Annotated in this window: 22 protein-coding genes; 13 read left to right on the top strand and 9 right to left on the bottom strand. The window is 70.6% G+C overall.

Features of this window, described 5'->3' with window-relative positions:
- Positions 1–19: 19 nt before the first annotated feature.
- The 10 genes from ACIRVH_RS09615 to ACIRVH_RS09570 all read left to right on the top strand — a co-directional run bounded on the left by ACIRVH_RS09615 (position 20) and on the right by ACIRVH_RS09570 (position 11578).
- Positions 20–1138 (top strand): hypothetical protein, encoded by a 1119-nt coding sequence (locus tag ACIRVH_RS09615; RefSeq protein ID WP_403950179.1) that lies wholly within the window; start codon positions 20–22, stop codon positions 1136–1138.
- A 194-nt stretch (positions 1139–1332) separates the two neighbouring features.
- The gene (locus ACIRVH_RS09610) at positions 1333–2973 is read left to right on the top strand and encodes a M48 family metallopeptidase (protein ID WP_403950177.1); all 1641 of its coding nucleotides are present in this window, start codon (positions 1333–1335) and stop codon (positions 2971–2973) included.
- A 61-nt stretch (positions 2974–3034) separates the two neighbouring features.
- Positions 3035–4126, top strand: coding sequence for a hypothetical protein (locus ACIRVH_RS09605; protein WP_403950176.1), 1092 nt, complete (start codon positions 3035–3037; stop codon positions 4124–4126).
- 78 nt (positions 4127–4204) lie between these two features.
- The gene (msrA, locus tag ACIRVH_RS09600; protein ID WP_403950173.1) at positions 4205–4876 is read left to right on the top strand and encodes a peptide-methionine (S)-S-oxide reductase MsrA; all 672 of its coding nucleotides are present in this window, start codon (positions 4205–4207) and stop codon (positions 4874–4876) included.
- Positions 4877–4885: 9 nt separating this feature from the next.
- Entirely contained in the window at positions 4886–5548 is a 663-nt protein-coding gene (locus ACIRVH_RS09595; protein ID WP_403950171.1) for a hypothetical protein, read from the top strand.
- A 167-nt stretch (positions 5549–5715) separates the two neighbouring features.
- Positions 5716–6339: a DUF6230 family protein gene (locus ACIRVH_RS09590; protein ID WP_403950168.1), complete on the top strand. Its 624-nt coding sequence runs from the start codon at positions 5716–5718 to the stop codon at positions 6337–6339.
- Complete coding sequence (locus tag ACIRVH_RS09585) at positions 6330–6821, top strand: DUF6114 domain-containing protein (RefSeq protein ID WP_403950166.1); 492 nt, start codon at positions 6330–6332, stop codon at positions 6819–6821. The genes ACIRVH_RS09590 and ACIRVH_RS09585 overlap by 10 nt, the downstream gene beginning before the upstream one ends.
- A 61-nt stretch (positions 6822–6882) precedes the next feature.
- The gene (locus ACIRVH_RS09580) at positions 6883–8169 is read left to right on the top strand and encodes an ATP-binding protein (RefSeq protein ID WP_403950969.1); all 1287 of its coding nucleotides are present in this window, start codon (positions 6883–6885) and stop codon (positions 8167–8169) included.
- 132 nt (positions 8170–8301) lie between these two features.
- Positions 8302–10737 (top strand): SpoIIE family protein phosphatase, encoded by a 2436-nt coding sequence (locus ACIRVH_RS09575; protein WP_403950164.1) that lies wholly within the window; start codon positions 8302–8304, stop codon positions 10735–10737.
- A gap of 106 nt (positions 10738–10843) precedes the next feature.
- A complete protein-coding gene (locus ACIRVH_RS09570; protein ID WP_403950163.1) occupies positions 10844–11578 on the top strand; it encodes a hypothetical protein in 735 nt (244 codons plus the stop codon).
- Positions 11579–11714: 136 nt separating this feature from the next.
- Here the strand turns inward: ACIRVH_RS09570 and ACIRVH_RS09565 are convergent, their stop codons facing one another.
- Positions 11715–12755 (bottom strand): NAD(P)-dependent alcohol dehydrogenase, encoded by a 1041-nt coding sequence (locus ACIRVH_RS09565; RefSeq protein WP_403950160.1) that lies wholly within the window; start codon positions 12753–12755, stop codon positions 11715–11717.
- A 180-nt stretch (positions 12756–12935) separates the two neighbouring features.
- Here ACIRVH_RS09565 and ACIRVH_RS09560 point away from each other — a divergent pair, with 180 nt between their 5' ends.
- Positions 12936–13832, top strand: coding sequence for a helix-turn-helix domain-containing protein (locus ACIRVH_RS09560; protein ID WP_403950158.1), 897 nt, complete (start codon positions 12936–12938; stop codon positions 13830–13832).
- Between the two features lie 40 nt (positions 13833–13872).
- Here the strand turns inward: ACIRVH_RS09560 and ACIRVH_RS09555 are convergent, their stop codons facing one another.
- The 6 genes from ACIRVH_RS09555 to ACIRVH_RS09530 form a co-directional block, all read right to left on the bottom strand.
- The gene (locus ACIRVH_RS09555; protein WP_403950156.1) at positions 13873–14643 is read right to left on the bottom strand and encodes a group II truncated hemoglobin; all 771 of its coding nucleotides are present in this window, start codon (positions 14641–14643) and stop codon (positions 13873–13875) included.
- An 82-nt stretch (positions 14644–14725) separates the two neighbouring features.
- Positions 14726–18028, bottom strand: coding sequence for a S8 family peptidase (locus ACIRVH_RS09550; RefSeq protein ID WP_403950154.1), 3303 nt, complete (start codon positions 18026–18028; stop codon positions 14726–14728).
- Positions 18029–18270: 242 nt separating this feature from the next.
- Complete coding sequence (locus ACIRVH_RS09545) at positions 18271–18954, bottom strand: ABC transporter ATP-binding protein (RefSeq protein ID WP_403950152.1); 684 nt, start codon at positions 18952–18954, stop codon at positions 18271–18273.
- Positions 18955–18999: 45 nt separating this feature from the next.
- Positions 19000–20460 carry an ABC transporter permease gene (locus ACIRVH_RS09540; protein WP_403950150.1) on the bottom strand — a complete coding sequence of 487 codons (1461 nt, stop codon included), beginning with the start codon at positions 20458–20460 and terminating at the stop codon, positions 19000–19002.
- 143 nt (positions 20461–20603) lie between these two features.
- Positions 20604–21851, bottom strand: a complete 1248-nt coding sequence (locus ACIRVH_RS09535) for an Ig-like domain-containing protein (RefSeq protein ID WP_403950148.1) — start codon at positions 21849–21851, stop codon at positions 20604–20606.
- 218 nt (positions 21852–22069) lie between these two features.
- Positions 22070–22414 carry a hypothetical protein gene (locus tag ACIRVH_RS09530; protein ID WP_403950146.1) on the bottom strand — a complete coding sequence of 115 codons (345 nt, stop codon included), beginning with the start codon at positions 22412–22414 and terminating at the stop codon, positions 22070–22072.
- Between the two features lie 111 nt (positions 22415–22525).
- Between ACIRVH_RS09530 and ACIRVH_RS09525 the strand changes: the two genes are divergently transcribed.
- Both ACIRVH_RS09525 and ACIRVH_RS09520 read left to right on the top strand, forming a co-directional pair.
- Positions 22526–22852: an LAETG motif-containing sortase-dependent surface protein gene (locus tag ACIRVH_RS09525; protein WP_403950144.1), complete on the top strand. Its 327-nt coding sequence runs from the start codon at positions 22526–22528 to the stop codon at positions 22850–22852.
- A 42-nt stretch (positions 22853–22894) separates the two neighbouring features.
- Positions 22895–23689, top strand: a complete 795-nt coding sequence (locus ACIRVH_RS09520) for a hypothetical protein (RefSeq protein ID WP_403950142.1) — start codon at positions 22895–22897, stop codon at positions 23687–23689.
- 52 nt (positions 23690–23741) lie between these two features.
- Here ACIRVH_RS09520 and hutH read toward each other — a convergent pair whose 3' ends face one another.
- Together hutH and ACIRVH_RS09510 are read right to left on the bottom strand one after the other, a co-directional pair.
- Complete coding sequence (gene hutH, locus ACIRVH_RS09515; RefSeq protein ID WP_403950967.1) at positions 23742–25280, bottom strand: histidine ammonia-lyase; 1539 nt, start codon at positions 25278–25280, stop codon at positions 23742–23744.
- Positions 25281–25344: 64 nt separating this feature from the next.
- Positions 25345–26532: a diguanylate cyclase domain-containing protein gene (locus tag ACIRVH_RS09510; protein ID WP_403950141.1), complete on the bottom strand. Its 1188-nt coding sequence runs from the start codon at positions 26530–26532 to the stop codon at positions 25345–25347.
- Positions 26533–26548: the final 16 nt, after the last annotated feature.

Raw genomic sequence — 26548 nt, 5'->3', positions numbered from 1 at the left:
CGTCTGGTTCGCTGGAGTCATGTCGATTCTCTGGCTGCTCATGGCGCTGGTCCTGCTGAGCTTCGTACTGCTCCCGATCATCCGGCGCAGGCGCGGGGCCATCGGGCTGGTGCCCCCGGGCCACCCGGACGCCGCCGACCCGGCGGCCTACGGCTTCGTGCGCCAGGAGGAGCTGGACGTGCGGATGCCCGGCCCCGACCAGGACCTGCTGAACGTCCTGGAGCTGGTGCAGCGCACTCAGGACTACCGCGCGGCGGCGCAGCTGCTGGCCGGCACCGAGGCCGAGGGCGAGGCGCGCTGGCAGCGGGTGCAGGCCTTCGCCGGTGCGGCGGCGCTGGAGCTGAAGCAGCGGCCGGGCGGGGTGCACGAGACGCCGGGCGGGCAGTGGCTCAGGGTGTGGCGGGCCGAGCAGCCCAAGGACGCGGGCGGCGCGGCGGTGCACGCCGAGTTCCTGGTACAGCAGGCGTGGCGGACGTCGACGCCGGGCACGGACGACTTCCGCATCATCATGGAGGAGGCCAGACAGGCCTGCGCCGAGGCGGCGCTGCTGGCACCCGGCGACCCGGTGCCGTACATCGTCGAGCTGTCCGTCGCCCGTGGCCTCGCCTATCCGCAGCCCGAGTTCGAGAAGCTGTGGCTGAACATCCTGGACCGCGCGCCGGACCACATGGGCGCGCATCTGGCCGCGCTGCACTACTGGTGCGAGAAGTGGCACGGCTCGCGCGAGGCGGCGTACGCGTTCGCCGAGGCCGCGGCGGCCCGCGCGCCCGAGGGCTCGCTGCTCGCCGCGCTGCCGCTGTTCGCGGTCTTCGAGCACCTCCCCGAGGTGAACCTGGTCGTGAGCTTCTACCAGAGCGAGGTCGTCACCAAGGCGATGCACGGCGCGCTGCACGCGGTGCACACGGCCCACCCCGACGACCCGATGCTCGCGCACGTCCGCCATCTGCTGCTCTTCTTCCTGGTCCGCGCCGAGCGCTGGGCGGAGGCCATGGACCAGCTGATCCACGTCGACGGTCATGTGGGCGCGCTGCCCTGGACGCTGTCCGCCGACCCGGCCGCCGCGTTCGCCGTCCACCGCGCGCTGGCGGTGGCCGGCTACGAGGCCAACGGCGGCAGCCCGGCGACCCTGCCCGGCTGACCTGCCGGGCCGTGGATCAAGTGGATTGCCCTGCTGACCTGCGGTAGGGCATACTCCGCATGCTCCGAGTTTGCTCTTGCTTTGCCTTGAACCGGCTCCGGGGTGTGCTCCGAGTCCCCCCACACTCACCGGCAGCACCGTGGCCCGGTGTTTGCCATGTCCATGCCTCTGGGTCCTGTGGGGGGATCTGCCCGATGGGCGCAACTCTGCGCGCGCTGCGCGCCCTGGTCCTGCTGTTCGGCTTCTATCTGCTGAGTCTGCTGCTGCTCGCGGTGCTGGTCGGTGCCGACGTCGCCGCGTTCGGCTGGGGGCTGCACGGCCCGGCCGCCATCAAGCTCTTCATCGTCACTGCGGTGCTCGCCGTCCCCGTCGTACGCGGCATGTTCATGCTGCGCACGCCCCGGGGCGAGGAGCCGGCCGGCATCCCGGTCAGCGAGGCCGACGAGCCCCGGCTGTGGGCGCTGGTCCGTGACCTCGCGGCGGCGACCGGCACCCGCGCACCCGACCGGATCCTGCTCACCGCCGACGTCAACGCGGCCGTCAGCGAGGAGTCCCGGCTGCTCGGCCTGCTCCCCGGCCCGCGCCGCCTCTACCTCGGCGTGCCGCTGCTGACCGGTCTGACCGAGGCACAGCTGCGCGGCGTACTCGCCCACGAGTACGGCCACTTCACCGGCGGCGACACCCGGCTGTCCGCGCTCGTGGTGCGCGGCCGGGTGCAGATCACCCGGGTCATCGGGCAGTTCCACGCCAAGGCCGACGGCAAGGTGGCCGCCGAGCGCGCCCGCCAGGAGCAGGCCTCCGCGAAGCGGGTCGCCAAGGGCAGGAAGGCGAAGCGGATCGACACCGCCGGGGCCGGGGCGACGTACCGGACGATGGCGAAGATCTACACCGCCTACGGCAAGCTCTACCTGCGCGCCTCCCTGTCCACGGCCCGCGCCCAGGAGTACGCGGCCGACCTGGCCGCCGCCCGGATCGCCGGGCGCGACGCGACCGCGTCGGCGCTGCGCGAGATCCCGGTCCTGGCCGAATCCCACGAGTTCTACCTCGACTCCTACGCCACCCTGGGCCTGCCGGTACGGCTGCTGCCGCCGCGCGGCGAGTTCTTCGGCGGCTTCGGCCGACTGCTGACCGCCCGAGAAGAGGAGCTGGTCAAGCTGCGGGCCCAGCTGCCGACCGCGCCTGCCTCGCCGTACGACTCCCATCCGCCCATCGCCGAACGGGTGCGCCGGATCGAGGAGTTGCCCGCCGACGGGCGCACCGAGGAGGCCACGGACGCGGCCCTCGCCCTGCTCACCGACCCGCAGCGCACCCTGGCCGCGTTGGAGGACACCGCCCTGACGGACGAGGTCCTCGCCTTCCGGCGCACCGCCGAGTGGCCGGAACTGCTGAACGCCTCCATGGCCGAGAACTTGTCCTCCGCGCACACCCCGCTGCACGAGGCGCTCACCGACTACACCGGGCAGCCCGCGACGCTGTCCGCGCTGCTGGACGTCATCGACGACGGCCGGCTGTGGCGGCTGGCGGAACGGCTGCCGCTGTCCGAGGAAGCGGCAGCCGCGAAGGGCCGGGCCTTCCGCGAGTTCGTACGGCCCCGGTTGCGCTGGATGCTGCGGACGATGGTGCTGGCCGAGTTCAGCGCGCGTTCACTGCTGCAGTGGGAGTTCTCCTGGTCCCGCGAGGCCGTCGTCCGGCTGCCCGGCTGGGCCCCGGAGAGCACCCCGGACGACGGCCCCAAGGCCGCGCTGGAAGCGGCCGTGGAGGCGGCGCTCGCCGACCACCCCGACACCGCACCACTGCGGGCGCTGCTGCCGCCGACGGCGGCACAGCCCGCGTGAGCGACGCAGCCTCTTCGCCGCTCCCCCTCGACTCCCTCGACGAAACGGACCGCACCCTCCCATGACCGTGCTGCTCTGGATCCTGGCCGTCCTGGCCGTCCCCACACTGATCTTCGTGGTGTGGATCGCCGGGGTGTTCCTCAAGGAGTTCTTCAACCCGACCCCCGACGACGGCGCCGAGGCCGCGCAGGCCGCCGAGGAGCTCGGGCTGCTGCCCGCCGAACGGCAGAACATGGACCACCCCGCCCCGCTCCCCGCCGACTGGGCCGCCGCCCTCGACGCGGTGCGCCGCGGTGACTGGGAGCCCGCCGCGCAGACACTGCGCACCATCGGCCGGGACTGGGAGCGCCGTACGACGCTCGTCAACCACGTGGCCACGCTCGCGGCCAAGGACGACGAGTGGCTGCTGGCCTGGGAGGCGGCGCGCCCCGAGGACCCGGACGCGGTCGTGGTCCGGGCGCAGAGCACGGTGTACCTCGCCTGGGAGCTGCGGGGCGCGAAGAAGGCCAATTACACGACGCAGGAGCAGTTCCAGGGCTTCCACCGGACGCTGCTGGGCGCACGCGAGGAGATCGCGCGGGCGGCCGCCCTCAACCCCGACGACCCCACGCCGTACGTCGCGGAGATCTGGGTTGCGCTCGGTCTCGGATACGCGAACGCCGAGATGGACAAGCTCTGGGCGGAGATCAAGACCCGCGCCCCGCACCACTTCGGGGCCCACTTCTCGGCTCTCCAGTACTGGTGCGCGAAGTGGCGGGGTTCGCAGCAGCTGGCGTTCGACTTCGCCGAGCGTGCGGCCGCCGAGGCGCCGCTGGGCAGCCTGCTGACGGCGCTGCCGCTCATCGCGCACTTCGAGCACGACGAGTCGACCGACACCGCGGCCGACAACACGCCCGAGATGGTGGCCAGGGTGGACGCGGGCCTCGCGGACGCGGCGGCAGCCGACCCCAGCCACCCGGGCCTGGCACAGCTGCGCCACCTGCTGGCGTTCTACCTCCACCTCCAGGACCGGCACGAGGCGGCACTGGAGCAGTTCAAGCTGGTCGACGGGTACGTGGAATCACTGCCGTGGAGCTACCGGGGCGACGGCGCGGCGGCGTACTACTGCCAGGTCCGCAACGACACGGTGCAGGCGGTGACGGCGGAGGCCTGACCGGAATGCGGCGCAGGCCCGGGCCGTTGGACCACGTGTCAGGCCGGCCTCCGCCTTCCAGACCGACAGGGAGACCTCATGCTCTTCGGCCGCTCACCCCAGCTGCCCACCCCCGAGCAGGCGCTCAAGGGCCGTGACCTGCCCGCCTTCGCGGTCCCCGAGCGCCACACCGTCCTCGGCACCCCACTCCTCGGCCCCTACCCCGAGGGCCTGGAGACCGCCGACTTCGGCCTGGGCTGCTTCTGGGGCGCGGAACGCAGGTTCTGGCAGCTCCCCGCGGGTGTGTGGACCACTCTGGTCGGCTACCAGGGCGGCTACACCGAGCACCCCACGTACGAGGAGGTCTGCTCGGGCCTGACCGGCCACACGGAGGTCGTCCGCGTGGTCTACGACCCGGAACTGATCGCCTACGACCGCCTCCTGAAGACCTTCTGGGAGTCCCACGACCCGACCCAGGGCTTCCGCCAGGGCAACGACGTGGGCACCCAGTACCGCTCGGCGATCTACACCCACACCCCGGCTCAGGCGGCCACGGCCGAGGCCTCCCGCACCTCGTACCAGAACCGCCTGACCTACTCCGGCCACGGCACGATCACCACGGAGATCCTCCCCGCGCAGGGCCGCACCTTCTACCCGGCCGAGGCCTATCACCAGCAGTACCTTTCGAGCAGCAAAAACCCGGGCGGGTACTGCGGGTTGGGCGGGACGGGCGTGTCCTGCCCGATCGGCGTGGTCGAGGCCGAGGGCTGACATCACCGGGTGTCCTTCGGAACCTACGCACGCCGGGTGCGCGACGAGCAGGTGCCACTGGCCCGACGGCACACCTCCCTCAGGTGTGCCGTCGGGCACTACTGTCCGCTGGGCTTCAACGCGACCTGGGCCTATCTCGCCGCGACCGCGCGCCCGTCCCCCGATCTCCGCAGAGACCCCGCGGCCCTGCTGCGCGCGCTGGAGACCCTGGAAGCCAGTCGCGCGGTCTGGCTCGACGAGGTCGAGTCCTACGCCGTCCGACGCCACGCGGAGAAGGCGGCCGGCCGGCGCGCCCCACGCCGCATCATCACGCAGCCGTCAGGGTTTCGATGGCCCGGCGAGACGGCCCCCTCCCGCCTGGGCCTCGTCGCCGCCGTCGCGAACCGCCGCACGGCGTTCCGGCGTTCTCCCTTCCCGGACGAGGGCCTCCACCGCGACAGCCAGGGACAGCAACTGGCGGGCCTGCACGCCTGCCTCGACAGCTGTGCCGCCGCGTACCTCACGAACCTCGGCCGCGTGGACGCCGCGACGCGGGACGCCCTGGCCGAGGCGATCGGCGGAATCGAGAGCCTTCTCCGTCCGGGCCCGGCGCCCCTGAACAGTCATCTGCTCGGGTGGCTGCGCTTCGCGAACCTCGTCGCCTACGCCGCAGAGGTGCCGCTCGGCTCGTGACCACTGCATCGCCCGAAGGGCCGAGCACCATGTGCATCACCCGTACGGCGGCCCTGACGTGCAGCCGATCGCCACAACCGGAAGCCTAGGATCCGTCACTGGGTAGCGAGGAACGTATCCGCTTCGTCCAGGTAGAGGCGGCTCGCGCCATGACCGAAGGAGACGGGATGTCGCCCCGCGTCGGCAGAACCCGTTGGCGGCGCTTTGCGGCGATCCTGGTACCCAGCGTCGCAGCCTGCGCGGTCCTCGGAATCGCCATGGGCCAGGGTGTGCTGGCCGCGTCGTTCCTCATTTCCGGCAAGGAGTTCCAGGTCACCGCGGACACACTGACCGCTCGCGGGTTCAGCAGCTACGGCATGGTGGACGTGACCAGGCAGGGAAAGCTCGTGCCGGTGCTGGTCACCGGATCCCGGCACACGACGATCACCGCGCTGTGCCAGTCCGTACTGATCGAGGTCCCGGTTCTGGGCGTGCAGACGTTCAGGCTCACCGGCGGAGACGAACGACCGGTCGAAGCATCGAACCTGTTCCTCGACACGACGTTCCAGTCGGCCGGGCAGGCGAATTTCAGGGGCCTCGACCAGGGAATCGCCCAGGGGGAGATCGCCAAGGGGCCGATCAATCCGGGCGACAGGCACTCGCGCTTCTTCGACCCCGACGGCTTCGGGCAGCAGGCCACGTCGGTCTCCCTGACCGACGTACGCCTGACCGCGGTCGCGCTCACTGCCGGGACGTTCAACGTCCCCGGCCTGCGCGTGCAGCTCGAACACGGCCGTCACGAATGCTTCTGAGTCCTCGGCGGGCCGAACCTGCCGCACGCCCCCGACTGCGCGTCACCGCAGCGCGTGTCCGGCACGGATTCAGAACCTGGCGCGGCGAACGTCCCTTCTGGGCGGGACTCTTCACCCTGACGGCGGGACTGCCCATCCTGTACTGGCCGTACGCGCATCTGGACCTGGGCGGAATTCCGCTGGCCCTGTCGACCACGTCCGGTGCCGGAGCCCTGATCATCGGAGTCCTGCTCATCACCCTGGGGATCACCCTCTGGTACCACGCGCACCTTCGCGTGTTCTCCGGGATCGCCACGCTCCTGCTCACCCTGATCTCCTTCCCCGTCGCGAACCTCGGCGGCCTCTTCCTCGGGCTGATCGCCGGTCTGATCGGCGGCTCCCTGGCCTGCTCCTGGAGTCCCGTCGCCACCGAACCCCCGACGGCGCCGGCAGACTGCGCGTCCACGGCCGTTCCGGCAGGAGAGAGTCAACGCGGGACCTGATCGGCTGCGTTCGTCGCCGAACGCCCTGGCTGGGATAATGAGACTCTCCCGCCGGGTGAGGGTGGTGGCCATGCCCGCTTGGCATCTGCGCGACTATCGCGACGACGATCTCGACCAGGCCATTCAGATCTGGGACCAGAGCCGCCGGGGCGGCGAGGACCGGGTGTTTCCCGTGTCCGAGGTCATGGCTGCGGCCAAGGGCGGTCAGACGGCGGTCGTCGCCGTGGTCGGGGACGAACTCGTGGGCATGGCCGTGGCCCAGGCACACGGCAAGCGAGGGTGGATCCTCCTGGTGGCGCTCGCCTCCCGATGGCGCGAGCGCGGGATCGGCAGTGCGCTCCTCACCGAGCTGGAGCGGCGCCTACGCGCACTGGGCGCGCGCCACATCAGCGCGCTGCTGCCCGCCGGTGCCGCCGGGACGAAGGCCCTGGAGAACTCGGGCTACCGGTTCCGCGACGACCTGACCTACTTCGAGAAGCTCGAACCCCCCGGAACCGCCAACGCCGACGTTCTCGCGGCGTTGGGCGGTCGCATGCTCCCCGAGGGGCTCTGGGACGCCATGGCCGGCATGGAGCGCGAGAAGCAGGTGGTCGAACGCCGGGTCGTGCTCCCGCTGACGGAGCCTGCGCTGGCCGACCGTTACGGGGTCGCCCCTCCCAAGGCGATCATCCTGTTCGGCCCTCCCGGCACCGGGAAGACCAGCTTCGCCAAAGCGGTCGCCTCGCGGCTCGGCTGGCCGTTCGTGGAGCTCTTTCCGTCCCGGCTCGCAGCAGACACGAGCGAGGGGCTGGCCGCGGCGCTTCGGGAGGCCTTCGCGGATCTGGCGGAACTGGACTCGGTGCTGCTCTTCATCGACGAGGTCGAGGAGATCGCCGGCGTGCGGTCCGGGAAAGCGGTCGACCCGGGGCACGGGGTGACCAACGAGCTGCTCAAACTGATCCCTGGCTTCCGCGAGCACGACGCACGGCTGCTGGCCTGCGCCACCAATTCCGTGCGGTCGCTCGATCCGGCCTTCCTGAGACCGGGCCGGTTCGACTACGTCATTCCCATCGGCCCGCCGGACCCGACCGCCCGCGCTGCGATCTGGACCCGCTATCTCAGGACCGCCGGCGATTCGGTGGACCTCGACCGACTGGTCGAGGCCAGCGAACTGTTCACCCCTGCCGACATCGAGTTCGCCGCCCGTAAGGGCGCGCAGGCGGCGTTCGAGCGTGAGGTCATGGAGCGGAAGGGCGGACCGGCCAACACCGACGACTACATGACCGCCATCGCCGACACCCGGCCGACGCTCACCGCACAGGCGATCAGGGAGTTCACCGAGGACATCGAGAAGTACAGGCGCCTCTGAGCGCCCGCCCTCGGCAGAACCTGATCCCCGGCCCGGCAGAACGGCGTCCTCCCGCCCGGGTCCGCTGATCGCGTCGGTCGCGGACGGACTCCGTGGAGAGGAACATCGGAGTGACGGAGGCAGGTGGTGGCTATGGGGACGCCGTCGATGCATTTCAGCGAGAGCCCGGAGGATCCGTTCGCCCTCGGGCACGGTGCCTCGGCCGTGCTCGACGATCAGGGCACCGTGGTCGGCTGGAGCGCGCGTGCAGAGGAGCTGCTCGGCTATCCGGCCAAGGAAGTACTCGGACGGGCGTGGCAGGACCTCCTGGTCGACGCCCGTGACCTGCCTGTCGTGCGCTCCGTCGTCGTGGAGGCCCTGAAGTCGGGGGGATGGTTCGGTGTCCTGCCCGTCCGGCACCACGACGGACGCCGTGTGGAGATGGGTTTCCGAGCCCGTGCGGTCACGCGGGAGGGGGGCGGTCAGGAGTGGCTCCTGGTCGGTGCTCCTGCCGCGGAGGTCATCGCCTGGCAGCGGGACCGTGCGCTGCTGGACGGCCTGTACCACCGGTCCCCGATCGGTCTGGTCACCTACGGCACGGACAGGAGGGTGACCCGGGTCAACCGCGCGGTCGAAAAGGCGAGCGGCGTCCCGGCCGAGGCGCCGGTGGGCCACCACCCCCGTGAATTCATGGTCGACGAGGACGCGGGTCCGCAGGACGACCGGGTACGGCACGTCCTGGAGACCGGCGAGCCGTTGATCTTCACGGAGCAGTCCGCCCGGGCACGCCACGAACCAGGGCGGGAACGGATCGTGTCCGTTTCGGCGTTCCGGATGGAAGATCCCTCGGGCCGGGTTCTCGGTGTGGCCGAGACGATCGAGGACGTGACCGACCGCCACCGGGCGCAACGCAGGCTCGCCCTGCTGAACGAGGCGAGCGCCCGGATCGGAACCTCGCTCGACGTGATACAGACCGCTCGGGAACTGGCCGGGGCGGCCGTCCACGGCCTGGCCGACTACTGCTCGGTGGACCTCCTCAAGCCCGTGACACTTGGTGACGAACCGGTTCCCGGTGCGGTGGGTCCGCTGGTCCGGGCCGCCCTGTCGCCACCGGAACACCGCATCCCGTTCCAGGAGGGCGACGTGGTCCCGCTGCTTCCGGAATCTCCGCAGGCGCGGTGCCTGGCCGAGCGTCGCCCGATTCTCGACGGGCTGCTGTCCCTGCGCCCCGAGTGGTACGCCATGGACCGGCGGCGGATCGAGATCGCCCTCGGGCTCGGCGTTCATTCGCTGATCGCGGTGCCCCTGCTCGCGCGCGGCCTGATCCTGGGCGTGGTGAGCCTGTGGCGGTCGCGTAATTCGGAGGCCTTCGAGGACGACGATGCCGCGGTGGCCCAGGAGCTTTCCTCGCGTGCGGCCGTCTGCATTGACAACGCACGCCGCTTCACCCAGCAGCAGAGCGCCGCTCTGACTCTCCAGCGCAGTCTGCTGCCGAGCGCGGTGTCCAACCTGCCGGCCGTGGAGGTGGCCTTCCGATACCTCCCGGCCAGTGGTGAACCGGGTATCGGCGGCGACTGGTTCGACGTGATCCCGTTGTCGGGGGCCCGGGCCGCACTCGTCGTGGGAGACGTGGTCGGCCACGGCATCCACGCCGCGGCCTCGATGGGCCGGCTGCGCGCCGCCGCGCGCACCCTGGCCAGCCTCGACCTGGAGCCGGACGAGGTGATGACGGGGCTGGACGATCTGGTCAGTCTGCTGGCCACCGAGCTGGAGGCGAACGCCGACGACACCCAGCCGGCGATCGAGCAGGTGCTCGGGGCCACCTGTCTCTACGCCGTCTACGATCCGGTCTCCCAGCACTGCTCCCTGGCACGCGCCGGCCACCCGGCACCGCTGATGTCCACCCCGGACGGCGAGGTGACCGTGCTCGATCTGCCCGCGGGTCCACCGCTGGGCCTGGGCGGACTGCCCTTCGAGACGTACGATCTGGACCTCCCCGAGGGCAGCCTGCTCACGCTCTACACGGACGGCCTCCTGGAGGCACGCAACGGCGACATAGACGCCGCGCTGGAGCACCTGCGCGCATGCCTGGCCCACACCAAGGAGCCGCTGGACGAGACCTGCCACGCCGTGGTCGAAGCGCTGCTGCCCAAGGGGCACCTCCCCAGCGACGACATCGCGCTGCTCATCGCCCGTACCCAGGTGCTGCGGCCGGAGAATGTCGCCTCATGGCAGCTGCCCCTGGAAGCGACCTCCGCCGCCGTCGCCAGGGAGCTGACCACGGAGAAACTGACCGAATGGGGGCTGACCGAACTGGCCTTCACCACCGAGCTGGTCGCCAGCGAGCTCGTCACCAACGCCTACCGGTACGGGGCCGGCCCCGTCACCCTGCGCCTCATCCGTACGCACTCGCTGAGCTGCGAGGTGTCCGACACCAGCCACACCTCCCCGCACCTGAGACGGGCCCTCAGCACGGACGAGGGCGGACGCGGGCTCTTCCTGGTCGCGCAGCTCACGGAGCGGTGGGGCACCCGCTACACCCGCGACGGCAAGACCGTCTGGACGGAGCAGCCTCTGCCGCCCGCGTGAACCACGCCCTCCACCACCGCAGCGCACGCAGGGGACTCGGGTAATTCGGGCGACCGCGGGGCCTGCGCCCTCGTACATTCGCACTTCGCGCAAGGGGAGGGTCCGGATGAGCAGTTCCGCGTTTCTGATCGGTGGCGGTTGGGACGTCCCGGAGGTGTACGAGCCGTTTCTGCGGCAGGCGGCGGTACGCGGCGGGGATGTGCCGCGGATCGGGTGCGTGGTCGTCGACGAAGGGGACGGGGCGCAGCAGTTCGAGCGGTATGCGGGTGCGCTGCGGAAGGCCGGCCCGTGTTCGCCCGTGCCGTTGCTCGTACCGCTCGGGGGTCGGTTCGAGCCTGAGGGGGCGCTGGACGGTGTGGCCGGACTCCTGGTGTGCGGTGGGCTGACGCCCGCTTACCAGGAGGCGTTCGCCGCGTGCCTGGACCGCCTGCCGCAGCTGCTCACCGACCGGGGGCTGCCCTACGCGGGGTTCTCCGCGGGCGCCGCCGTGGCCGCGCGGCGGGCAGTGGTCGGCGGCTGGCTGGCGGACGGGGTGCCGGTGTGCCCGGCGGACACCGCGGAGGATCTCGAGGAGATCGACGTACGGGCGGGGCTCGGGCTCGTGCCGTTCGCCGTGGATGTGCACGCCGCGCAGTGGGGGACGCTGGGGCGGCTGGTCGCGGTGGTGGGCCGCGGAGAGGCACCGTACGGCGTCGCCGTCGACGAGAACACCGTGGTGGCGGTGGACGGCGCGGACTGCCGGGTGGCGGGGGCCGGGCGCGTGCACGTCGTACGGCCCGGCGGGGAGGGGGGCGTGGTGGTGCGCGCGCACGGGACCGGGGAGGTCTTCCGCCTGTCCTAGGCCCGAGCGTGCGTGCCGGACGCCGCGGGGCAGGCGGGAATTTGACGACAGGGCCTAGGCCCCGGGGCGGGGGGCTGTATCGACATGCGGCTGCGCCGCGTGGGCACCGGCCCCCACGCGGCGCAGCCCAGCGAGGTCAGATGGTCGCCGTGTCGATCACGAAGCGGTACCGGACGTCGCTCGCCAGTACCCGCTCGTACGCCTCGTTGATCTCCGGCGCGCTGATCAGCTCGATCTCCGCACCGATGCCGTGCTCGGCGCAGAAGTCGAGCATCTCCTGGGTCTCCCGGATGCCACCGATGCCCGAGCCGGCGAGGGTCCTGCGGCCGGCGATCACCGAGAACAGGTTGAGGGAGATCGGCTCCTCGGGCGCGCCGACGTTCACCAGCGCACCGTCGGTCCTCAGCAGCGACAGGAACGCGCCGAAGTCCAGCGGCGCCGACACCGTCGAGATGATCAGGTCGAAGGTGCCGGCCAGCTCCTCGAAGGTCTTCGGGTCGCTGGTGGCGTGGTAGTGGTCGGCGCCCAGCTTCAGGCCGTCGTCCTTCTTGCGCAGGGACTGCGAGAGCACGGTCACCTCGGCGCCCATCGCGTGCGCGATCTTGACCGCCATGTGGCCGAGGCCGCCGAGCCCGACGACCGCGACCTTCTTGCCGGGACCGGCGTTCCAGTGCCGCAGCGGGGAGTACGTGGTGATGCCGGCGCACAGCAGCGGGGCGGCCACGTCCAGGGACAGGCCGTCCGGGATCCGTACGACGAAGTTCTCGTCGACGACGATCTTCTGCGAGTAGCCGCCGTAGGTGGGCTCGCCGTCCTTGCCGACGGCGTTGTAGGTGCCGACGTTGCCGCCCAGGCAGTACTGCTCCAGGCCCTTGAGGCAGTTCTCGCACGTGCGGCAGGAGTCGACCATGCAGCCGACGCCCACCCGGTCGCCCACGGCGTATCGGGTGACACCGGGACCGACCTCGGAGACGACACCCGCGATCTCGTGGCCGGGGACCATCGGGAAGATCGCCGTGCCCCAGCCCTCGCGGGCCTGGTGGATGTCGGAGTGACAGATACCGGCGAACTCGATGTCGATCAGGACGTCGAACTCGCCGACCGCGCGCCGCTCGATGGTGGTCCGCTCCAGCGGGGCCTTCGCGGCGGGCGCGGCATACGCAGCAACAGTGGTCATGCCGGGGTTCTCCTAGCAGGGGGGTTCGTGCCCGGCTGCCTTTCGACCGGGCACCCGTCCAGCCTGCAGCGGACGCCGCCGCTCACCCAGACCACGGATCTTCGTACGACCGCCGTGCGTACCACTGGCGGGGACAGGCTGGCGGGCGTACGACCACGGGAGACGGCCGATACTGGCCGTATGGACGAACAGCAGGACGCAGCCGCCGGCCGGCCCCTGGACCGGCGCGCCGAGCTGAGCGAGTTCCTGCGCAGCCGGCGGGCCCGGCTGAAGCCGGAGGACGTGGGGCTGCGCGACTTCGGACGGCACCGCCGGGTGCCGGGGCTGCGCCGCGAGGAGCTGGCCCAGCTGGCCGGGGTGTCGGTGGCGTACTACACCCGGCTGGAACAGGGCAACGGACGCAACGTCTCGGCGGAGGTCCTGGACTCGATCGCGCGCGCCCTGCGCCTCACCGACGCCGAGCACGCCCACCTCACCCACCTGGCCAAGCCGAAGGCGCACAAGAAGAAGCCGGCGGCACGGCAGCAGCAGGTGCGGGGGGCACTGCGCCAGTTGCTGGACGTGATGGAGGGCGTGCCGGCGTACGTCGTCGGGCGCCGCTCGGAGATCCTGGCCTGGAACCGGATGGCGGCGGCGGTCTTCGGCGACTGGTCGGAACTGCCGTCCGCCGAGCGCAACTGGGCCCGGCTCGTCTTCCTGCACCCCGAGTACCGCGACCTCTTCGTCGACTGGGAGCAGAAGGCGATCGACATCGTCTGCGCCCTGCGCATGGACGCGGGCTGTTATCCGGACGACCCTCGGCTGTCCGCTCTGGTGGGCGAGCTGTCGGTGAAGAGCGACGAGTTCCGCCGCCTGTGGGCGACCCACGACGTCAAGGAGAAGAGCCACGGCGTCAAGCGTCTGCACCACCCCCTGGTCGGCGACCTCTCCCTGAACTTCGAGGGCTTCCGCCTCGCGGGCGACTCGGACCTCGGCCTGGTGACGTACCACGCCGAGCCCGGTTCCCCGTCGGCCGAGTCCCTGCGTCTGCTGGCCAGCTGGGGCACGGACGCGACCCGGGCGGTGCCGTCGGCCTGAGCCGGCCACCGGCCACGGGTCACCCCCGACAGGGCGGCGTTCACCCCTGGTAGGGCGGCATCGCTCCCCACGACCACTTCGGCACGGGCTGCTCGGCGGGCGGCTGGGCGTCCGGGCCGGAGAAGTACACGGCCAGGCGCGTCCCCCACTCCACGTATGCCAGGAACGCCGAACGGAACTCGGCGTCCGTCGGCAGGCCGGCCTCGTCGGCGGCGTCCTGGACGAGGTTCACCCACCGGCGGCGCTGGGCCTCGCTGATGTTGCGCCCGAAGTGCTTGGCGACCATGTGCCCGTGGCCGCCCTGGGTCTCGGAGTAGCGGGCCGGCCCGCCGAAGACCTCGGCCAGCCACAGGGCGACGTGCTCCGCGTGCTCGGCGGGCAGGTCGGCGAAGAGCGGGGCGAGGAGGTCGTCCTTGACCACCTTGTCGTAGAAGACCGAGGTCAGCCGGGAGAAGGCCGCGGCGCCGCCCGCCCAGTCGTACAGGGTGGGGACGGCGCCTCCGCCGCCCTGCACACCGGTCGGCCGGTAGTGGCGCATCTCCTCGATGTTCTCCACGTACGGCCGGATCTCCGCCAGGAACGGCGGAAACAGCTCCGACCTGCGGAAACCCTGGAGGTGATCCTCGGTCGACGTCCAGGTGATCCGCAGGATCCAGGACTCGGGCTCCTCCTCGCAGCGGGTCAGTCCGTAGTCGACACACTGGGGAGCGGCGGCCAGTTGGACGGCCGCGCGGGTGTAGACGGCCAGGAACTCCGCCGACTGCTGCTCGGGAACGCGGTAACGGATGTACTCGACTGTGTGAGCCGTCATACGGGCACACAAGCACGAACGGCCCGCCGGAAGCTCCTGCTCCGGCGGGCCGTTCGCTCACGGCCTACTCAGGTACGGCGGCTCACTTGCCGTAGTACGCGTTGTAGATCGTGATCGTCGACGTGTTGCCCTTCTTGTCGGCGATCTTGGCGCGGAACGAGACGGCCTTGTTCTTCGCCGGGTTCTTCACGGTGATCCTGCCGCCGCGGACGTCGACCTTCTTGAAGGTCTTGCCGTCGTAGGAGACGTACACCGCCAGGGACTTCAGGTTGCTGCCCGCCGCAGCGCCCTCGACGGTGACCGGGAAGGTGACCGTCCGGCCGGCCTCGACACGGCTGTCCAGGCCGGTCTTGGCGCCGAAGTACAGGGCGGAGACGGGGAGCTTCGCGGAACCGCCGGCCGGCTTCTTGGAGCGGAAGGTCCACGCCGCGTCGATCCGGGAGGAGGCCTCCGACACCTTGGCCGAGCGCTTGACCGAGGTGGTCAGCTTGTACGCGGCGTCACCGGCGGGCACCTTGAAGGTCTTCCCGCCGAACATCGGGTCGTCGTTGGAGCCGACCTTGACGCCGTTGCGGTACAGGGTCGTGGTCGCCGAGGTGAACGTCGACGAACCGATGTGCTTGGCGCCGTCCGCGAACAGCGGCAGCGCGCCGTAGATCTCGTTGCCGTCCCGGAAGACACCGAAGTCGGCGTTGACCAGCGGGGCGAAGACCGCGGTGTTGAAGGTCTTCGAGTACGACTTGCCCGCCGTGAAGGACTGCGCGGCGGCCGAGTAGGACGCGTCGGCGATCGGGAACCCGTCCGGGTCCACCCCGCCGTCCTGCTCGAACTCCAGCTGCCACTTCACGCCGCCCTTGGCCGACAGGTGCAGGGTGCGGGTGCCGGGCAGGGTCTGCGGGATGCCGATGGAGGAGGCGCCGGAGCTGCCGGGCAGCCAGCCCACCGCGTTGACGGTGCCCTTCTTGCCGCTCGCGGCGGCACCGAGCCGGGCCTTCACCGTGGCCAGGTCGCTCGCCTTGTAGTGCTTGGTGTAGCCGGTGGCGAGCTTGGTGACCGTCCCGCCGGAGGTGACGTCGTACTCCTCGCCGGCGCCCTTGGACCAGTGCGCGTCCCACTGCTGGTAGAGCGTGCCCGCGGGCAGCGACCCACCGAGGTGAGCGGTGTGGAAGTTGTCGTACGAGTCGAGGAACCAGCCGTAGCCGTACTGGCCGTCGCCGATCGTGACGTCCCACTCCGGTGAGGCGAACTGGGACTTCAGGCCCGTGGCCGGGACGGTGATGTCCACCGGCTTGGCCTTGCGCGCGTCGATCGTGATCGTCTGCTTGCCGGAGACGGTCAGCTTCGGCTGCGCGATCCAGTCGATGCCCTTGGTGGCGTCCGTCGGGTCGACGAAGGTGGAGGTGTTGAGGATGTACGTGCCCTTGGGCGCGCGCACCTTCACCGTGCCGGACGGGTCGTACGGGTTCAGCCACTGGCCGCCTGCCAGGCCGGCCACGCCGGTCATGTCGGCGTCGAAGTACTGGGCCGGCTTGCCGTCACGGCCGATGAACTTCAGCGTGACGTCGTACGACTCCACCTCGCGCTGCACCGCGGCGGCCGTGCGGACGGTCTGCCCGTCGCCGGTCGCGGTCACGTACGCGGAGTAGGCGCCGTCGAGGGTGCCGCCCAGCTTGGTGTTGACCGTCAGGCCGACGGAGGCCTTGCCGTGCGCCGGGACCGTCACCTTGGTCGCGGCGAGCTTGAAGAAGCCCGCCGGAGCCGCCGCACCCTTGGGGTCGGTGGCGGTGCTGGTCAGGTTGAGCGTGACGTCCTTGTCGCCGAGGTTGCGGTACGACACCTGCTTGGTGACCGGGGTGTCGTCGGTGTGCGGCCACTGCTGCACACCGAAGCTGACCGACACCGGGTCGGCGATCACGGCCTGCTTGATGGCCTTGTCGACCGCGATCCGGCCCGAACCCTGCTGGAACGGCGTGTACTTGCCGCCCTTGGCGGAGCCGGTGAGCGCGCCCTTCAGCTCGGTGTAGCCCCAGTCGGGGTGCTCCTGCTTCAGGATCGCGGCGGCGCCCGCGACGTGCGGGGTGGCCATCGACGTACCGGAGATGGTCAGGTAGCCCTCGGGCTTCTCACCGACCTCCTGGTCGATGACGCTGCCCTTGGCCGCGGCGGCGGTGATGTCCACACCGGGCGCGGTGACGTCCGGCTTGATGGCGCCGTCGCCGGTGCGCGGGCCGGTCGAGGAGAAGTCGGCCAGCTTGTCCTTGTCGTCGACCGCGCCGACGGTGAGCGCGGCGTCCGCGCTGCCCGGCGAACCGATCGACTGGGGGCCCTCGTTGCCCGCGGCGATCGCGAACAGGATGCCCTTCTCGGCGGAGAGCTTGTTGACCTCGGCCTCGAGCGGGTCGATCTCGGGCGTGTCGTAGCCGCCGAGGCTCAGGTTGATGACCGAGGCGCCCTGCGAGGCCGCCCACTCCATGCCGGCGAGGATGCCGGAGTCGTCACCGGAGCCGGTGTCGTCCAGGACCTTGCCGTTGAGGATCTTGGCGTCGGGGGCGACGCCCTTGTACTTGCCGCCCGACTTGGCGCCGGTGCCCGCCACGATGGAGGCGACGTGCGTGCCGTGACCGAAGTGGTCCTTGGCGTCGGCCGCGGCGGTGAAGTTCTTGGAGTCGATCACCTGATCCTTGAGGTCCGGGTGGCTGGTGTCCACACCCGTGTCCAGGACGGCGACCTTGACGCCCTTGCCGGTGTAGCCGGCGGCCCACGCGACCGGGGCGCCGATCTGCGGCACCGACTTGTCGAGCGAGGCCTTGCGGACGCCGTCGAGCCAGACGTGCGCGATGCCGGAGGCGGCCTTGTCGCCGTTGGTGACGGCGTCCCACAGCTCGGCGGTGTCCTTGACCGGGGTCTGCACCGCGTCCGCGTTCAGCGCGCTGAGGCTGCGGCGCAGGTGGCCCGCGTCGCGGACGTCCTGCTTGGCGGCCGTGGCGGAACCGCTGTAGCCGACGATGACCTTCAGGCCGTTCTTCTGGGCCTTGCGGGTGGCGGCCTTGTTCAGCTCGGTGATGTCGAACAGCCGCTGGTCCAGCTTGCCGGAGGCGACCAGGCGGGCCGCGTCGGCGGGAATGACGAGCGTGTGTCCGTCGGCCTTGCGGACCTGAACGGGTATGTGCTCCCGCCCCTTGGCCCGCTGGAGGCCGACGACGCGGCCCTTGGCGTCGAGGGCGACACGGTCGCCGGTGATCAGGGTGACGTGGTGCTTGACGCTGAGCGAGGAAGCAGCGGCCGAGACGCGCTGCTCGGGCTTCGCCGACGCGGGGCTGGTCATTCCCGCTGCGAGGGCGACGGCTGCGGCGGTGGCCACAGTGGCCGCAGCTGCTCTTTTCACTTGTCTGCGCAAGTTCTCCCCCTGGAGATGAGTGACCGGGCGAATCCCCATTCACCCGGCGGGGGGGCAGTCCCGTACACCTGCACGTCAACCCCCCGGATCCCGAAGTATGCCGGGGGGTGATCAGACGGCTCAATAGATGAGAGGACAGTAAGAAAGCGCTCCCCAAAACTGTTACGCGTGTGCGGGGACACCGTTACAGAATCGCTAAGTCTCGTTCGTAGGAACGGTGTTATGGGCCGTCAGGCGCCCGCGTTGTCCTTCACGGTGATCCTGCCCTTGCGGATGGTGGCCAGCCGCGGGGCCTTCTTCGCGATCGCGGAGTCGTGGGTGACCATGATGAAGGTCAACCCGTGCTCCTCCCACAGGCGTTCGAGTACGTCCATGATCTCGTCGCGCATGCCCTCGTCGAGGTTGCCGGTCGGCTCGTCGGCGAGGAGGACCTTCGGTCGCTTGACGAGTGCACGGGCGATGGCGACGCGCTGCTGCTGTCCTCCGGACATTTCGGAAGGCAGGTGCGAGAGGCGTTCGCCGAGGCCGACGGACTTCATTGCGTCGGCGGCCAGTTCGCGGCGCTCCTTGACCTTGATGCCGAGGGGGACGAGAGCGGTCTCCACGTTCTCCTGGGCGGTGAGGGTCGGGATGAGGTTGAAGGACTGGAAGACGAAGCCGATGTTCTCGCTGCGAACCTTGGTGAGGCGGGCCTCGGAGAGCCTGGCCAGGTCGGTGCCGTCGAGGACGACTTCGCCTTCGGTGGGGCGGTCGAGGCCGCCGAGCATCTGAAGGAGGGTGGACTTGCCTCCGCCCGTGGGGCCCTGGATGACGAGCCGGTCGCCGTCACCGATGGTGAGGTCTATGCCGTCGAGGGCGTGGACGGTGTCCTTGCCCCTGGTGTAGCGCTTGGTCACGTTCTTGAGTTCGTACATGGTGGCTCCTGGGATCGTTCTCGGCTGCGGGTGGGTGGGGCTGAGCTACTCCACGCGCCGCAGCGCGTCCGCGGGGCGCAGCCTCGACGCCCGCCAGCCGCCGAACGCCCCCGCGATCAGACCGCCGGCCACCGCCAGGCCCACCGCCAGGAGGATCGTCGTCACGCTGACCGGGGCTGTGAGGGCGACCTCCAGGGTCCTGGACGGCTGACGGCCGGGGCCGCCGAAGCCGCCACCGCCACCGGGGCCGCCGCCGAAGCCGCCACCGCCCGTGCCGCCGCCCAACTGGGCCTGCAGGCTCGGGCTGACGGCCGTGACGACGTACGCGCCCGCCAGGCCGAGCGCGATGCCGAGGGCGCCGCCCACCAGGCCGTTGACGACGGCCTCGCCGACCACCTGCCGGGTCACCCGGCCGGACTTCCAGCCCAGGGCCTTGAGCGTGCCGAACTCGCGGACGCGCCGGGAGACGGCGGCGGAGGTGAGCAGGCCCGCGACCAGGAACGCGGCCACCAGCACCGCGATGGACAGCCATTTGCCGACGTTGGTGGCGAGGGAGGAGGCGGTGGACAGGGAACCGGAGACGGTGTCCGCGAGGTCGGCGGAGGTGGTGACCGTCGTGCCCGAGACGTTCTTCTGGATCGCCGACTTGACGGTGTCGATCTTCTGCGAGTCGGTCGCCTTGACGTAGATCGTGGTGACCTTGTTCTTCGAGTCGCTGAGGGTCTGGGCCTGCTTGAGCGGGATGTACAGGTTGGCGGCCGAGTCACCGCTGTCGGCGGTGGCGATGCCGATCACCTTGAACTTGACGCCCTTGATGGTGACGGTGGAGCCGACCTTGTACTTCTTCTGCTTGGCGTAGGCCGAGTCGGCCACGACCACCTTGGCGTTCGTCTCCGTCGCCTTGAACGTACGACCGCTGGTGATCTTCGACGAGGTCAGCGGGCCGAGGGCCGGCTCGGTGACGTCGGTGCCGTAGACGGAGTAGTTGTTGACGTCGAAGTTGGCGCCACCGCCCTGCACTTCGCCCTGCGGCTGGCCTGTTCCGCCGGGGCCGCCCTGCCGGCTGTTGCCGTTGCCGTTCTGCTGGAACCGGCCGCGCGTGAACTGGCCGTTGATCTTGATGACCTGCAGGCTCAGCCCGCCGACCGCGTCCGAGACGCCGGACTGCGCGCCGACCTTGGTCACGGTCGAGGTCGACAGCGTCTGGAAGCCCTGCACCATGACGCGGTCGCTGCTCTGGGTGGAGTCGTCGTCGTTGTTGCGGGCGTCGAACTGGAAGCGTGGCCGCTGGGCGCCGCCGGTGGACGCCGACGCCGCCTTGGTGACGGTCATGTCCGTGCCCAGTCCGTACAGCGACTGCAGGACCTTGTCCTGGGCCTTCCCCATGCCGCTGGACACGGAGTTGACCACGATGACCAGTGCGATGCCCAGCGCGAGGCCGGAGGCGACGACCAGGGCCGCCTTTCTGCGGCGGCGCAGTTCGCGCCTCAGGTAGGTGAAGAACATGCCCGCAAGCTAGGGACGGACCGTGATGACTCGATAAGGCCGAAATAAAAGAACCATGAGAAGGCTGTGGCCGCCCCCAGGAAGGCCCCGGAAACACCGATGCCGCCCCTGGGGGCGGCATCGGAAAGGCTGTGCGGAGGCTGTCAGACGGCCGAACCGGCCTTCCACTGCGCCCAGTCCATGTTCCAGCCGTTGAGGCCGTTGTCCGGGGAGACGGTCTTGTCGCCGGTGCGCTGGACGACCACCACGTCACCGATCAGGGAGTTGTTGTACATCCACGCGGCCGGCGTGCTCGGGTCCTTGGCGCCCTTGGTGTCGGACAGGCCCACGCAGCCGTGGCTGGTGTTGACGCTGCCGAAGATGGACTTCGCGCCCCAGTAGTTGCCGTGCAGGAAGGTGCCGGAGCTGGTCAGGCGGATGGCGTGCGGCACGTCCTTGATGTCGTACTCGCCCTTGCCGTCGTCGTCGGTGAAGCCCACGGTCGCGCCGTTCATGCGCGTCTCCTTGAACTTCTCCTGCATGACCATGATGCCCTGGTACGTCTTGTTCTCGGGCGAACCGGCGGAGATCGGGATGGTCTTGATGGTCTTGCCGTCCTGCGTGACCTTCATCTGCTTGGTCTGCGCGTCGACGTAGGAGACCTGGTTGCGGCCGATGTGGAAGGTGACCGTCTTCTGCTGCACGCCGTAGACGCCGCTCGCACCCTGGACACCGTCCAGGTTGAGCTTCAGCGTGACGGTGGAGTTCTCCTTCCAGTACGCCTCGGGGCGGAAGTCGATGCGGTTGGCGTTGAACCAGTGGCCGACGACCTCCTGGCCGCTGCTGGAGGTGACCGTGATGCCCTTCTGGACGGCGGCCTTGTTGGTGATCGCCTTGTCGAAGTTGATCGACACGGGCATGCCCACGCCGACGGTGGAGCCGTCCTCCGGCGTGAAGTTGCCTATGAAGCTGTTGGCCGGGGAGACCGTGGTGAAGGAGGCGTTCTCGTGGGCGACGAGGCCGGCGGCGTCCTTGGCCTCCGCGGCGACCTTGTAGCCGGTGGAGCGCTCCAGCTGGGTGGTCGGCTTCCAGCTCTTCTTGTTGGCGGACAGCGCGCCGGCGACGGCCTTGCCGTCGGCGGTGGTCATGGTCACACCGGTGAGGGTGCCCTTGGCGACCGTGACGGCGGCCGAGTTGTTGATGGAGGCGTTGTTGGAGCCGTCCTTGGGCGTGATGGTGATCTGGGCAGCGGAGGACTTCTTGGCCGCCGCCTCGTCGGCCTTGGCCTGGGAGGTGTCTCCGTTGTCGGCGGACTTGGCGTCGCCGCCGCCGGAACACCCGGTGAGTACCAGTACACCGCCGAGCAGTGCGGACGCGACCGTCAGGCCCTTGCGCCGCTTACTGTCCGTCATCACACGCTTCTCCATCGCTGCCGAATCCGCGGAATCCCCGAAAGCCCCCGTAGGAACCATCAACGCTACGGCCGGTCCGCCCCGTTCCACATAGATCGAATGTGTGGGCCACACCACGTCCCGCCCGGGACGGGTGGTGCGGAAGCCGTCCGTGCGCCCCCGGAGACGACGAGACCCCGGACGGCGGTTGCCGTCCGGGGTCGGGTTCCCCGGGCCGCTCAGCCGATGCCGCCCTCTTCCTCGTCGTCGTCCCCATCTTCCTCGTCCAGCTCCCAGTCCGGCGAATCCGGGTCGTACTCGATCCGCTCGCTGGACCAGGAGGCCTGCTGGAGTTCCACCCCAGGCACCTCGCTGATCAGGTCGAACGGGTCCACGAGATAGGCGAGGGCCTCGGCGGTGTCTTCCGTCACAGCGTTCTCGGCATGGGCCCGCTCCTCCGGAGGCAGCTCGGGATCGGCGGCGAGCCGACGCAGCGCGGTCTTGGTCACCCCGGCCTCGTCGTGCACCTCAAGAACCAGCTCCACCCGAAGCCGTACAAAACGTGATGTCTCTTCCGTGCTCATGACCGGAGCGTACGACTGAAACCTCCCGTGACTTTCCCGTGACCCGCGATTTTCACTAACATCGCCCCCACACGGCCAATTCGCCAGCGTCACAAGGGGGATCGATATTCCGTGCCATCCGCTCGCCGTCCGCTGCTGACCGCCACCGCCGCGGGGACCCTGCTGTGCGCCCTGTGGTTCGTCCCGTCCGCCAACGCGTCGCAGGACGGCACGGCCAGAGCGACCACGGAGGTGACCGGAACGACGCAGGTCACCCAGCAGGCGAAGGCGATCTCCGAGGCCGCGACCACGGATGCCACGGGCACCGCGGACAGCACCCAGCTCGCCGACACCGGCAGCTTCGACACCACGCCCTACGTGGTCGGCGGCAGCCTGTTCCTCGCCGTGGGCGCCGGATTCGTGGTGTATTCGGTACGTCGGGAACGCCTCGGCTTTTAATTGCGCTTGACTCTTCTTTGACGGAGAACGCATAGTCCGCCCATGAAGAGATCATCGGGCGTGCGGCTGTGCGCCACCGCAGCTGTGAGCGCACTGTCGCTCGCCCTCATCACCGGCTGCTCCGACGGAGGTTCGAAGGACTCCGCGGACGGCAAGGGCGGCACGGACGGGAACTCGGCCGCGAAGGCGCTGAGCGCCGCGGAGCTGAAGCAGCTGATCATCGCCAAGGGCGAGGTGCCCGGCTACAAGGTCGGCCCCGTCGAGGGCGGCATCCCCGACAAGAGCAAGGTCAAGTCGGCCGACGCCCAGTGCGACCCGGTGCTCCGCGCCCTGACCGGCATCGCGCCCGGCGAGCCGGCGGCGAACACCAGCCGCATGGCCACCGAGGACAAGAAGGACCCCACGGACAAGGCCACGTCCATGGACGACCTGGCCGACGGCAAGTTCGAGGACGCGCTCAACGAGTCCATGGACCTGGACGTCACCGTGGTCACCCTGGCCTCGTACGACGGCGACGGCGCCGCGTCGGCCCTGAAGTCGGTGACCGACGCGGTGAAGTCCTGCTCGGGCGGCTTCTCCGGCGAGCAGGACGGCGAGAAGGGCAAGTTCACCAAGGTCGCGGAGGAGAAGTCCTCGGGCACGGGCGACGACTCGGTGGCCTTCACGGCGACCAACGACTCGGGCAAGGACGGCGCCCTGCCGCTGCACGCCGAGGTCGTGCGGCACGGGAACACCCTCGCCACGTACACCACCATCAACATCGGCGCGATGATGACGAAGAAGGCCTACACGGTGTCGGCCCCGGTCATCAAGGCCCAGGCGGCCAAGCTGAAGTGACGTCGCCAAAGGGGCCCTGCCGAACGACAGGGCCCCTTCGCATTTCCGCGTCCTACTGCAGCGGACCGGTGACCGTCTCCGCGGCGGCGACGAGGTGACCCGCGCGCACGAAGGCGTCGGCGGCGGCCAGGTCGGGGGCCAGGAACCGGTCCGGGCCGGGCCCCTGCACACCGGCCGCACGCACGGCCTCGATCACGGCCTGCGAGGCGGGCGCCGGGGTCAGGCCCTCGCGCAGCTCGATGCCGCGGGTGGCGGCGTACAGCTCGACGGCGATGATCCGGGTGAGGTTGTCGACGGCGGTGCGCAGCTTGCGCGCGGCCGACCAGCCCATGGACACGTGGTCCTCCTGCATCGCGGAGGACGGGATGGAGTCCGCGGAGGCGGGAACGGCCAGCCGCTTCATCTCGCTGACCAGCGCGGCCTGCGTGTACTGGGCGATCATGAGCCCGGAGTCGACACCGGCGTCGTCGGCGAGGAACGGCGGGAGCCCGTGGCTGCGGTTCTTGTCCAGCAGCCGGTCGGTGCGGCGCTCGGCGATGGAGCCGAGGTCGGCGGCCGCGATGGCGAGGAAGTCCAGGACGTAGGCCACGGGGGCGCCGTGGAAGTTGCCGTTGGACTCGACGCGGCCGTCGGGCAGCACGACGGGGTTGTCGACGGCGGAGGCGAGCTCCCGCTCGGCGACGAGACGGGCGTGCGCGAGGGTGTCCCGCCCGGCACCGGCGACCTGCGGCGCGCAGCGCACCGAGTAGGCGTCCTGGACGCGGGGCGCATCGTCCTGGTGGTGCCCGGTGAGCCCGGAGTCCTTGAGGACGGCGAGCATGTTGGCCGCCGAGGCGCCCTGCCCCGGGTGCGGCCGGATGGCGTGCAGCTCGGGCGCGAGGACCTTGTCCGTGCCGAGCAGCGCCTCCATGCTGAGGGCTGCGGTGATGTCGGCGGACTTGTAGAGGGTGTCCAGGTCGGCGAGGGCCATGACCAGCATGCCGAGCATGCCGTCGGTGCCGTTCAGGAGGGCCAGGCCCTCCTTCTCGCGCAGCTCGACGGGCTGGATCCCGTGCTCGGCGAGCAGCTCACCGGCGGGCCGGACGGTGCCGTCGGGACCCTCCGCGTCCCCTTCGCCCATCAGCGCGAGGGCGCAGTGGGACAGCGGGGCGAGGTCGCCGGAGCAACCGAGGGAGCCGTACTCGTGCACGACCGGGGTGATCCCGGCGTTCAGCACGTCGGCCATGGTCTGCGCGACCTCGGGCCGCACACCCGTGTGTCCCGAGCAGACGGTCTTGAGCCGCAGGAACATCAGGGCCCGTACGACCTCACGCTCGACCCGCGGGCCCATGCCGGCGGCGTGCGAGCGGACGATGTTGCGCTGCAGCTGGGCGCGCAGTTCCTGGCTGATGTGCCGGGTCGCCAGGGCTCCGAAACCGGTGGAGACGCCGTAGACCGGGTCCGGCTTGGCCGCCAGCGCGTCCACGATCTCCCGGGCCGCCGCGAGGGCCGCCACCGCCTCCGCCGACAGCTCGATCCGGGCGCCGCCGCGCGCCACGGCGAGAACGTCGGACGCGGTGACACCGGACGTCCCCACCACCACAGTGTGCATATCCATATTCAGGAGCGTACGCATTGAATGCGTTGATGTCACTAGTGGGGAACAGGAGTGACCCTTACCGATCCGTGTGCTTCACCTCACGGCCACCCCCGGGCGGCCGGCGCCCACGGAAGCGTCGCCGCTCTCCGCGCTCGCCCCGCTCGGGCGACGGCTCGTCGGCGAGACGCACGACGGGGTCGTCCGGCCCCTCCCGGCCCGCCACCACCGGCCGGTCCGCACGCATGGCCTTGGCCCGGTACTGGGCGGCGTCGGCCAGCCGGAACAGCCGCCGGGCCGAGCGCACCGGCCCGATGGCCTCCTCGGTCGAGGCGACCCCGCACGCCACCCCCTCCCCCAGCTCCAACTCGGCGGCCCTGCGGCACAGTTCGTCCGCGGCCTTGACCACGTCATCGGCAGCCGGCCCCACCGCCAGCAGACAGAACTCGTCCCCACCGAGCCGCGCCGCGAGCGCACCCGGCACCATCGCCCCGCACAACGACAGCACCGAGCCGAACCGCTCCAGCAGCCGGTCCCCCACCGCATGCCCAAGACTGTCGTTGACCCTCTTGAGCCCATTGAGATCGCAGACGACGAGACTGACGACGACCCCCTCCGCGCGATGCCGCTCGACGGCCTCCTCCAGACTCACGTCCACGGCACGGCGGTTGGCGAGGCCGGTGAGGGCGTCGGTGAACGCCAGCCGGCGGGCCTCCTCCAGCCGCTCGGTCTGTGCGATGCCCGCGGCGACGACGGCGGCCAGGACCGTGGCGAAGTCGGCGTCCGCCCGCCCGAACACGGGCTCGCCGGCCGCGCGGGCGACATACAGCTCGCCCCAGGCCCTGCCGTGCAGCACGACGGGGGCGACCAGGCAGCAGCCGCGGCCCCTGCGGCGCAGGGCGGCGACACGGTGGTGGTGGTAGCCGGGGGTGCCGGCCGCCGTGCCCTCGGCGGTCTCCACCCAGGCGTTCGGCTCACCACCGCCCGCCCAGCGCTCGTGCAGGAACTCGGTGATCTCCGGGAACTGGTGCACCGGATAGGCCTCGCCCTCCGGGAACTCCTCCTCGTCCGGACGGCGCTCCCCCACGTTCACCAGAACCCGCAGCCGCCCCAGCTCCCGCTCCCACACCGACAGCGCGGCGAAGCTCCCGTCCAGTGCCCGGCACGCACCGAGCGCGGCGGCCCGCCACGACTCCCGCGGGGTGTGCGCCGCCGCCATCCCCTGAGCCAGCGCCACCACGGTGGCGAGCCGCTTGTCCTCACCCATCACCCCAGGTTAGGGA

Source organism: Streptomyces sp. NPDC101165 (assembly GCF_044768135.1).
Lineage (GTDB): Bacteria > Actinomycetota > Actinomycetes > Streptomycetales > Streptomycetaceae > Streptomyces.
This window is presented reverse-complemented; position numbering and strand designations above follow the sequence as displayed.

What these genes read in the sequence shown, in the direction of transcription:
- ACIRVH_RS09615 (WP_403950179.1), top strand. Translation starts at nt 20, where the DNA reads ATGTCGATTCTCTGGCTGCTCATGGCGCTGGTCCTGCTGAGCTTCGTA.
- msrA (WP_403950173.1), top strand. Translation starts at nt 4,205, where the DNA reads ATGCTCTTCGGCCGCTCACCCCAGCTGCCCACCCCCGAGCAGGCGCTC.
- ACIRVH_RS09520 (WP_403950142.1), top strand. Translation starts at nt 22,895, where the DNA reads ATGAAGAGATCATCGGGCGTGCGGCTGTGCGCCACCGCAGCTGTGAGC.
- ACIRVH_RS09540 (WP_403950150.1), bottom strand. Translation starts at nt 20,460, where the DNA reads ATGTTCTTCACCTACCTGAGGCGCGAACTGCGCCGCCGCAGAAAGGCG.
- ACIRVH_RS09530 (WP_403950146.1), bottom strand. Translation starts at nt 22,414, where the DNA reads ATGAGCACGGAAGAGACATCACGTTTTGTACGGCTTCGGGTGGAGCTG.
- ACIRVH_RS09570 (WP_403950163.1), top strand. Translation starts at nt 10,844, where the DNA reads ATGAGCAGTTCCGCGTTTCTGATCGGTGGCGGTTGGGACGTCCCGGAG.
- ACIRVH_RS09575 (WP_403950164.1), top strand. Translation starts at nt 8,302, where the DNA reads ATGGGGACGCCGTCGATGCATTTCAGCGAGAGCCCGGAGGATCCGTTC.
- hutH (WP_403950967.1), bottom strand. Translation starts at nt 25,280, where the DNA reads ATGCACACTGTGGTGGTGGGGACGTCCGGTGTCACCGCGTCCGACGTT.
- ACIRVH_RS09555 (WP_403950156.1), bottom strand. Translation starts at nt 14,643, where the DNA reads ATGACGGCTCACACAGTCGAGTACATCCGTTACCGCGTTCCCGAGCAG.
- ACIRVH_RS09535 (WP_403950148.1), bottom strand. Translation starts at nt 21,851, where the DNA reads ATGACGGACAGTAAGCGGCGCAAGGGCCTGACGGTCGCGTCCGCACTG.
- ACIRVH_RS09610 (WP_403950177.1), top strand. Translation starts at nt 1,333, where the DNA reads ATGGGCGCAACTCTGCGCGCGCTGCGCGCCCTGGTCCTGCTGTTCGGC.
- ACIRVH_RS09545 (WP_403950152.1), bottom strand. Translation starts at nt 18,954, where the DNA reads ATGTACGAACTCAAGAACGTGACCAAGCGCTACACCAGGGGCAAGGAC.
- ACIRVH_RS09605 (WP_403950176.1), top strand. Translation starts at nt 3,035, where the DNA reads ATGACCGTGCTGCTCTGGATCCTGGCCGTCCTGGCCGTCCCCACACTG.
- ACIRVH_RS09565 (WP_403950160.1), bottom strand. Translation starts at nt 12,755, where the DNA reads ATGACCACTGTTGCTGCGTATGCCGCGCCCGCCGCGAAGGCCCCGCTG.
- ACIRVH_RS09560 (WP_403950158.1), top strand. Translation starts at nt 12,936, where the DNA reads ATGGACGAACAGCAGGACGCAGCCGCCGGCCGGCCCCTGGACCGGCGC.
- ACIRVH_RS09585 (WP_403950166.1), top strand. Translation starts at nt 6,330, where the DNA reads ATGCTTCTGAGTCCTCGGCGGGCCGAACCTGCCGCACGCCCCCGACTG.
- ACIRVH_RS09510 (WP_403950141.1), bottom strand. Translation starts at nt 26,532, where the DNA reads ATGGGTGAGGACAAGCGGCTCGCCACCGTGGTGGCGCTGGCTCAGGGG.
- ACIRVH_RS09590 (WP_403950168.1), top strand. Translation starts at nt 5,716, where the DNA reads ATGTCGCCCCGCGTCGGCAGAACCCGTTGGCGGCGCTTTGCGGCGATC.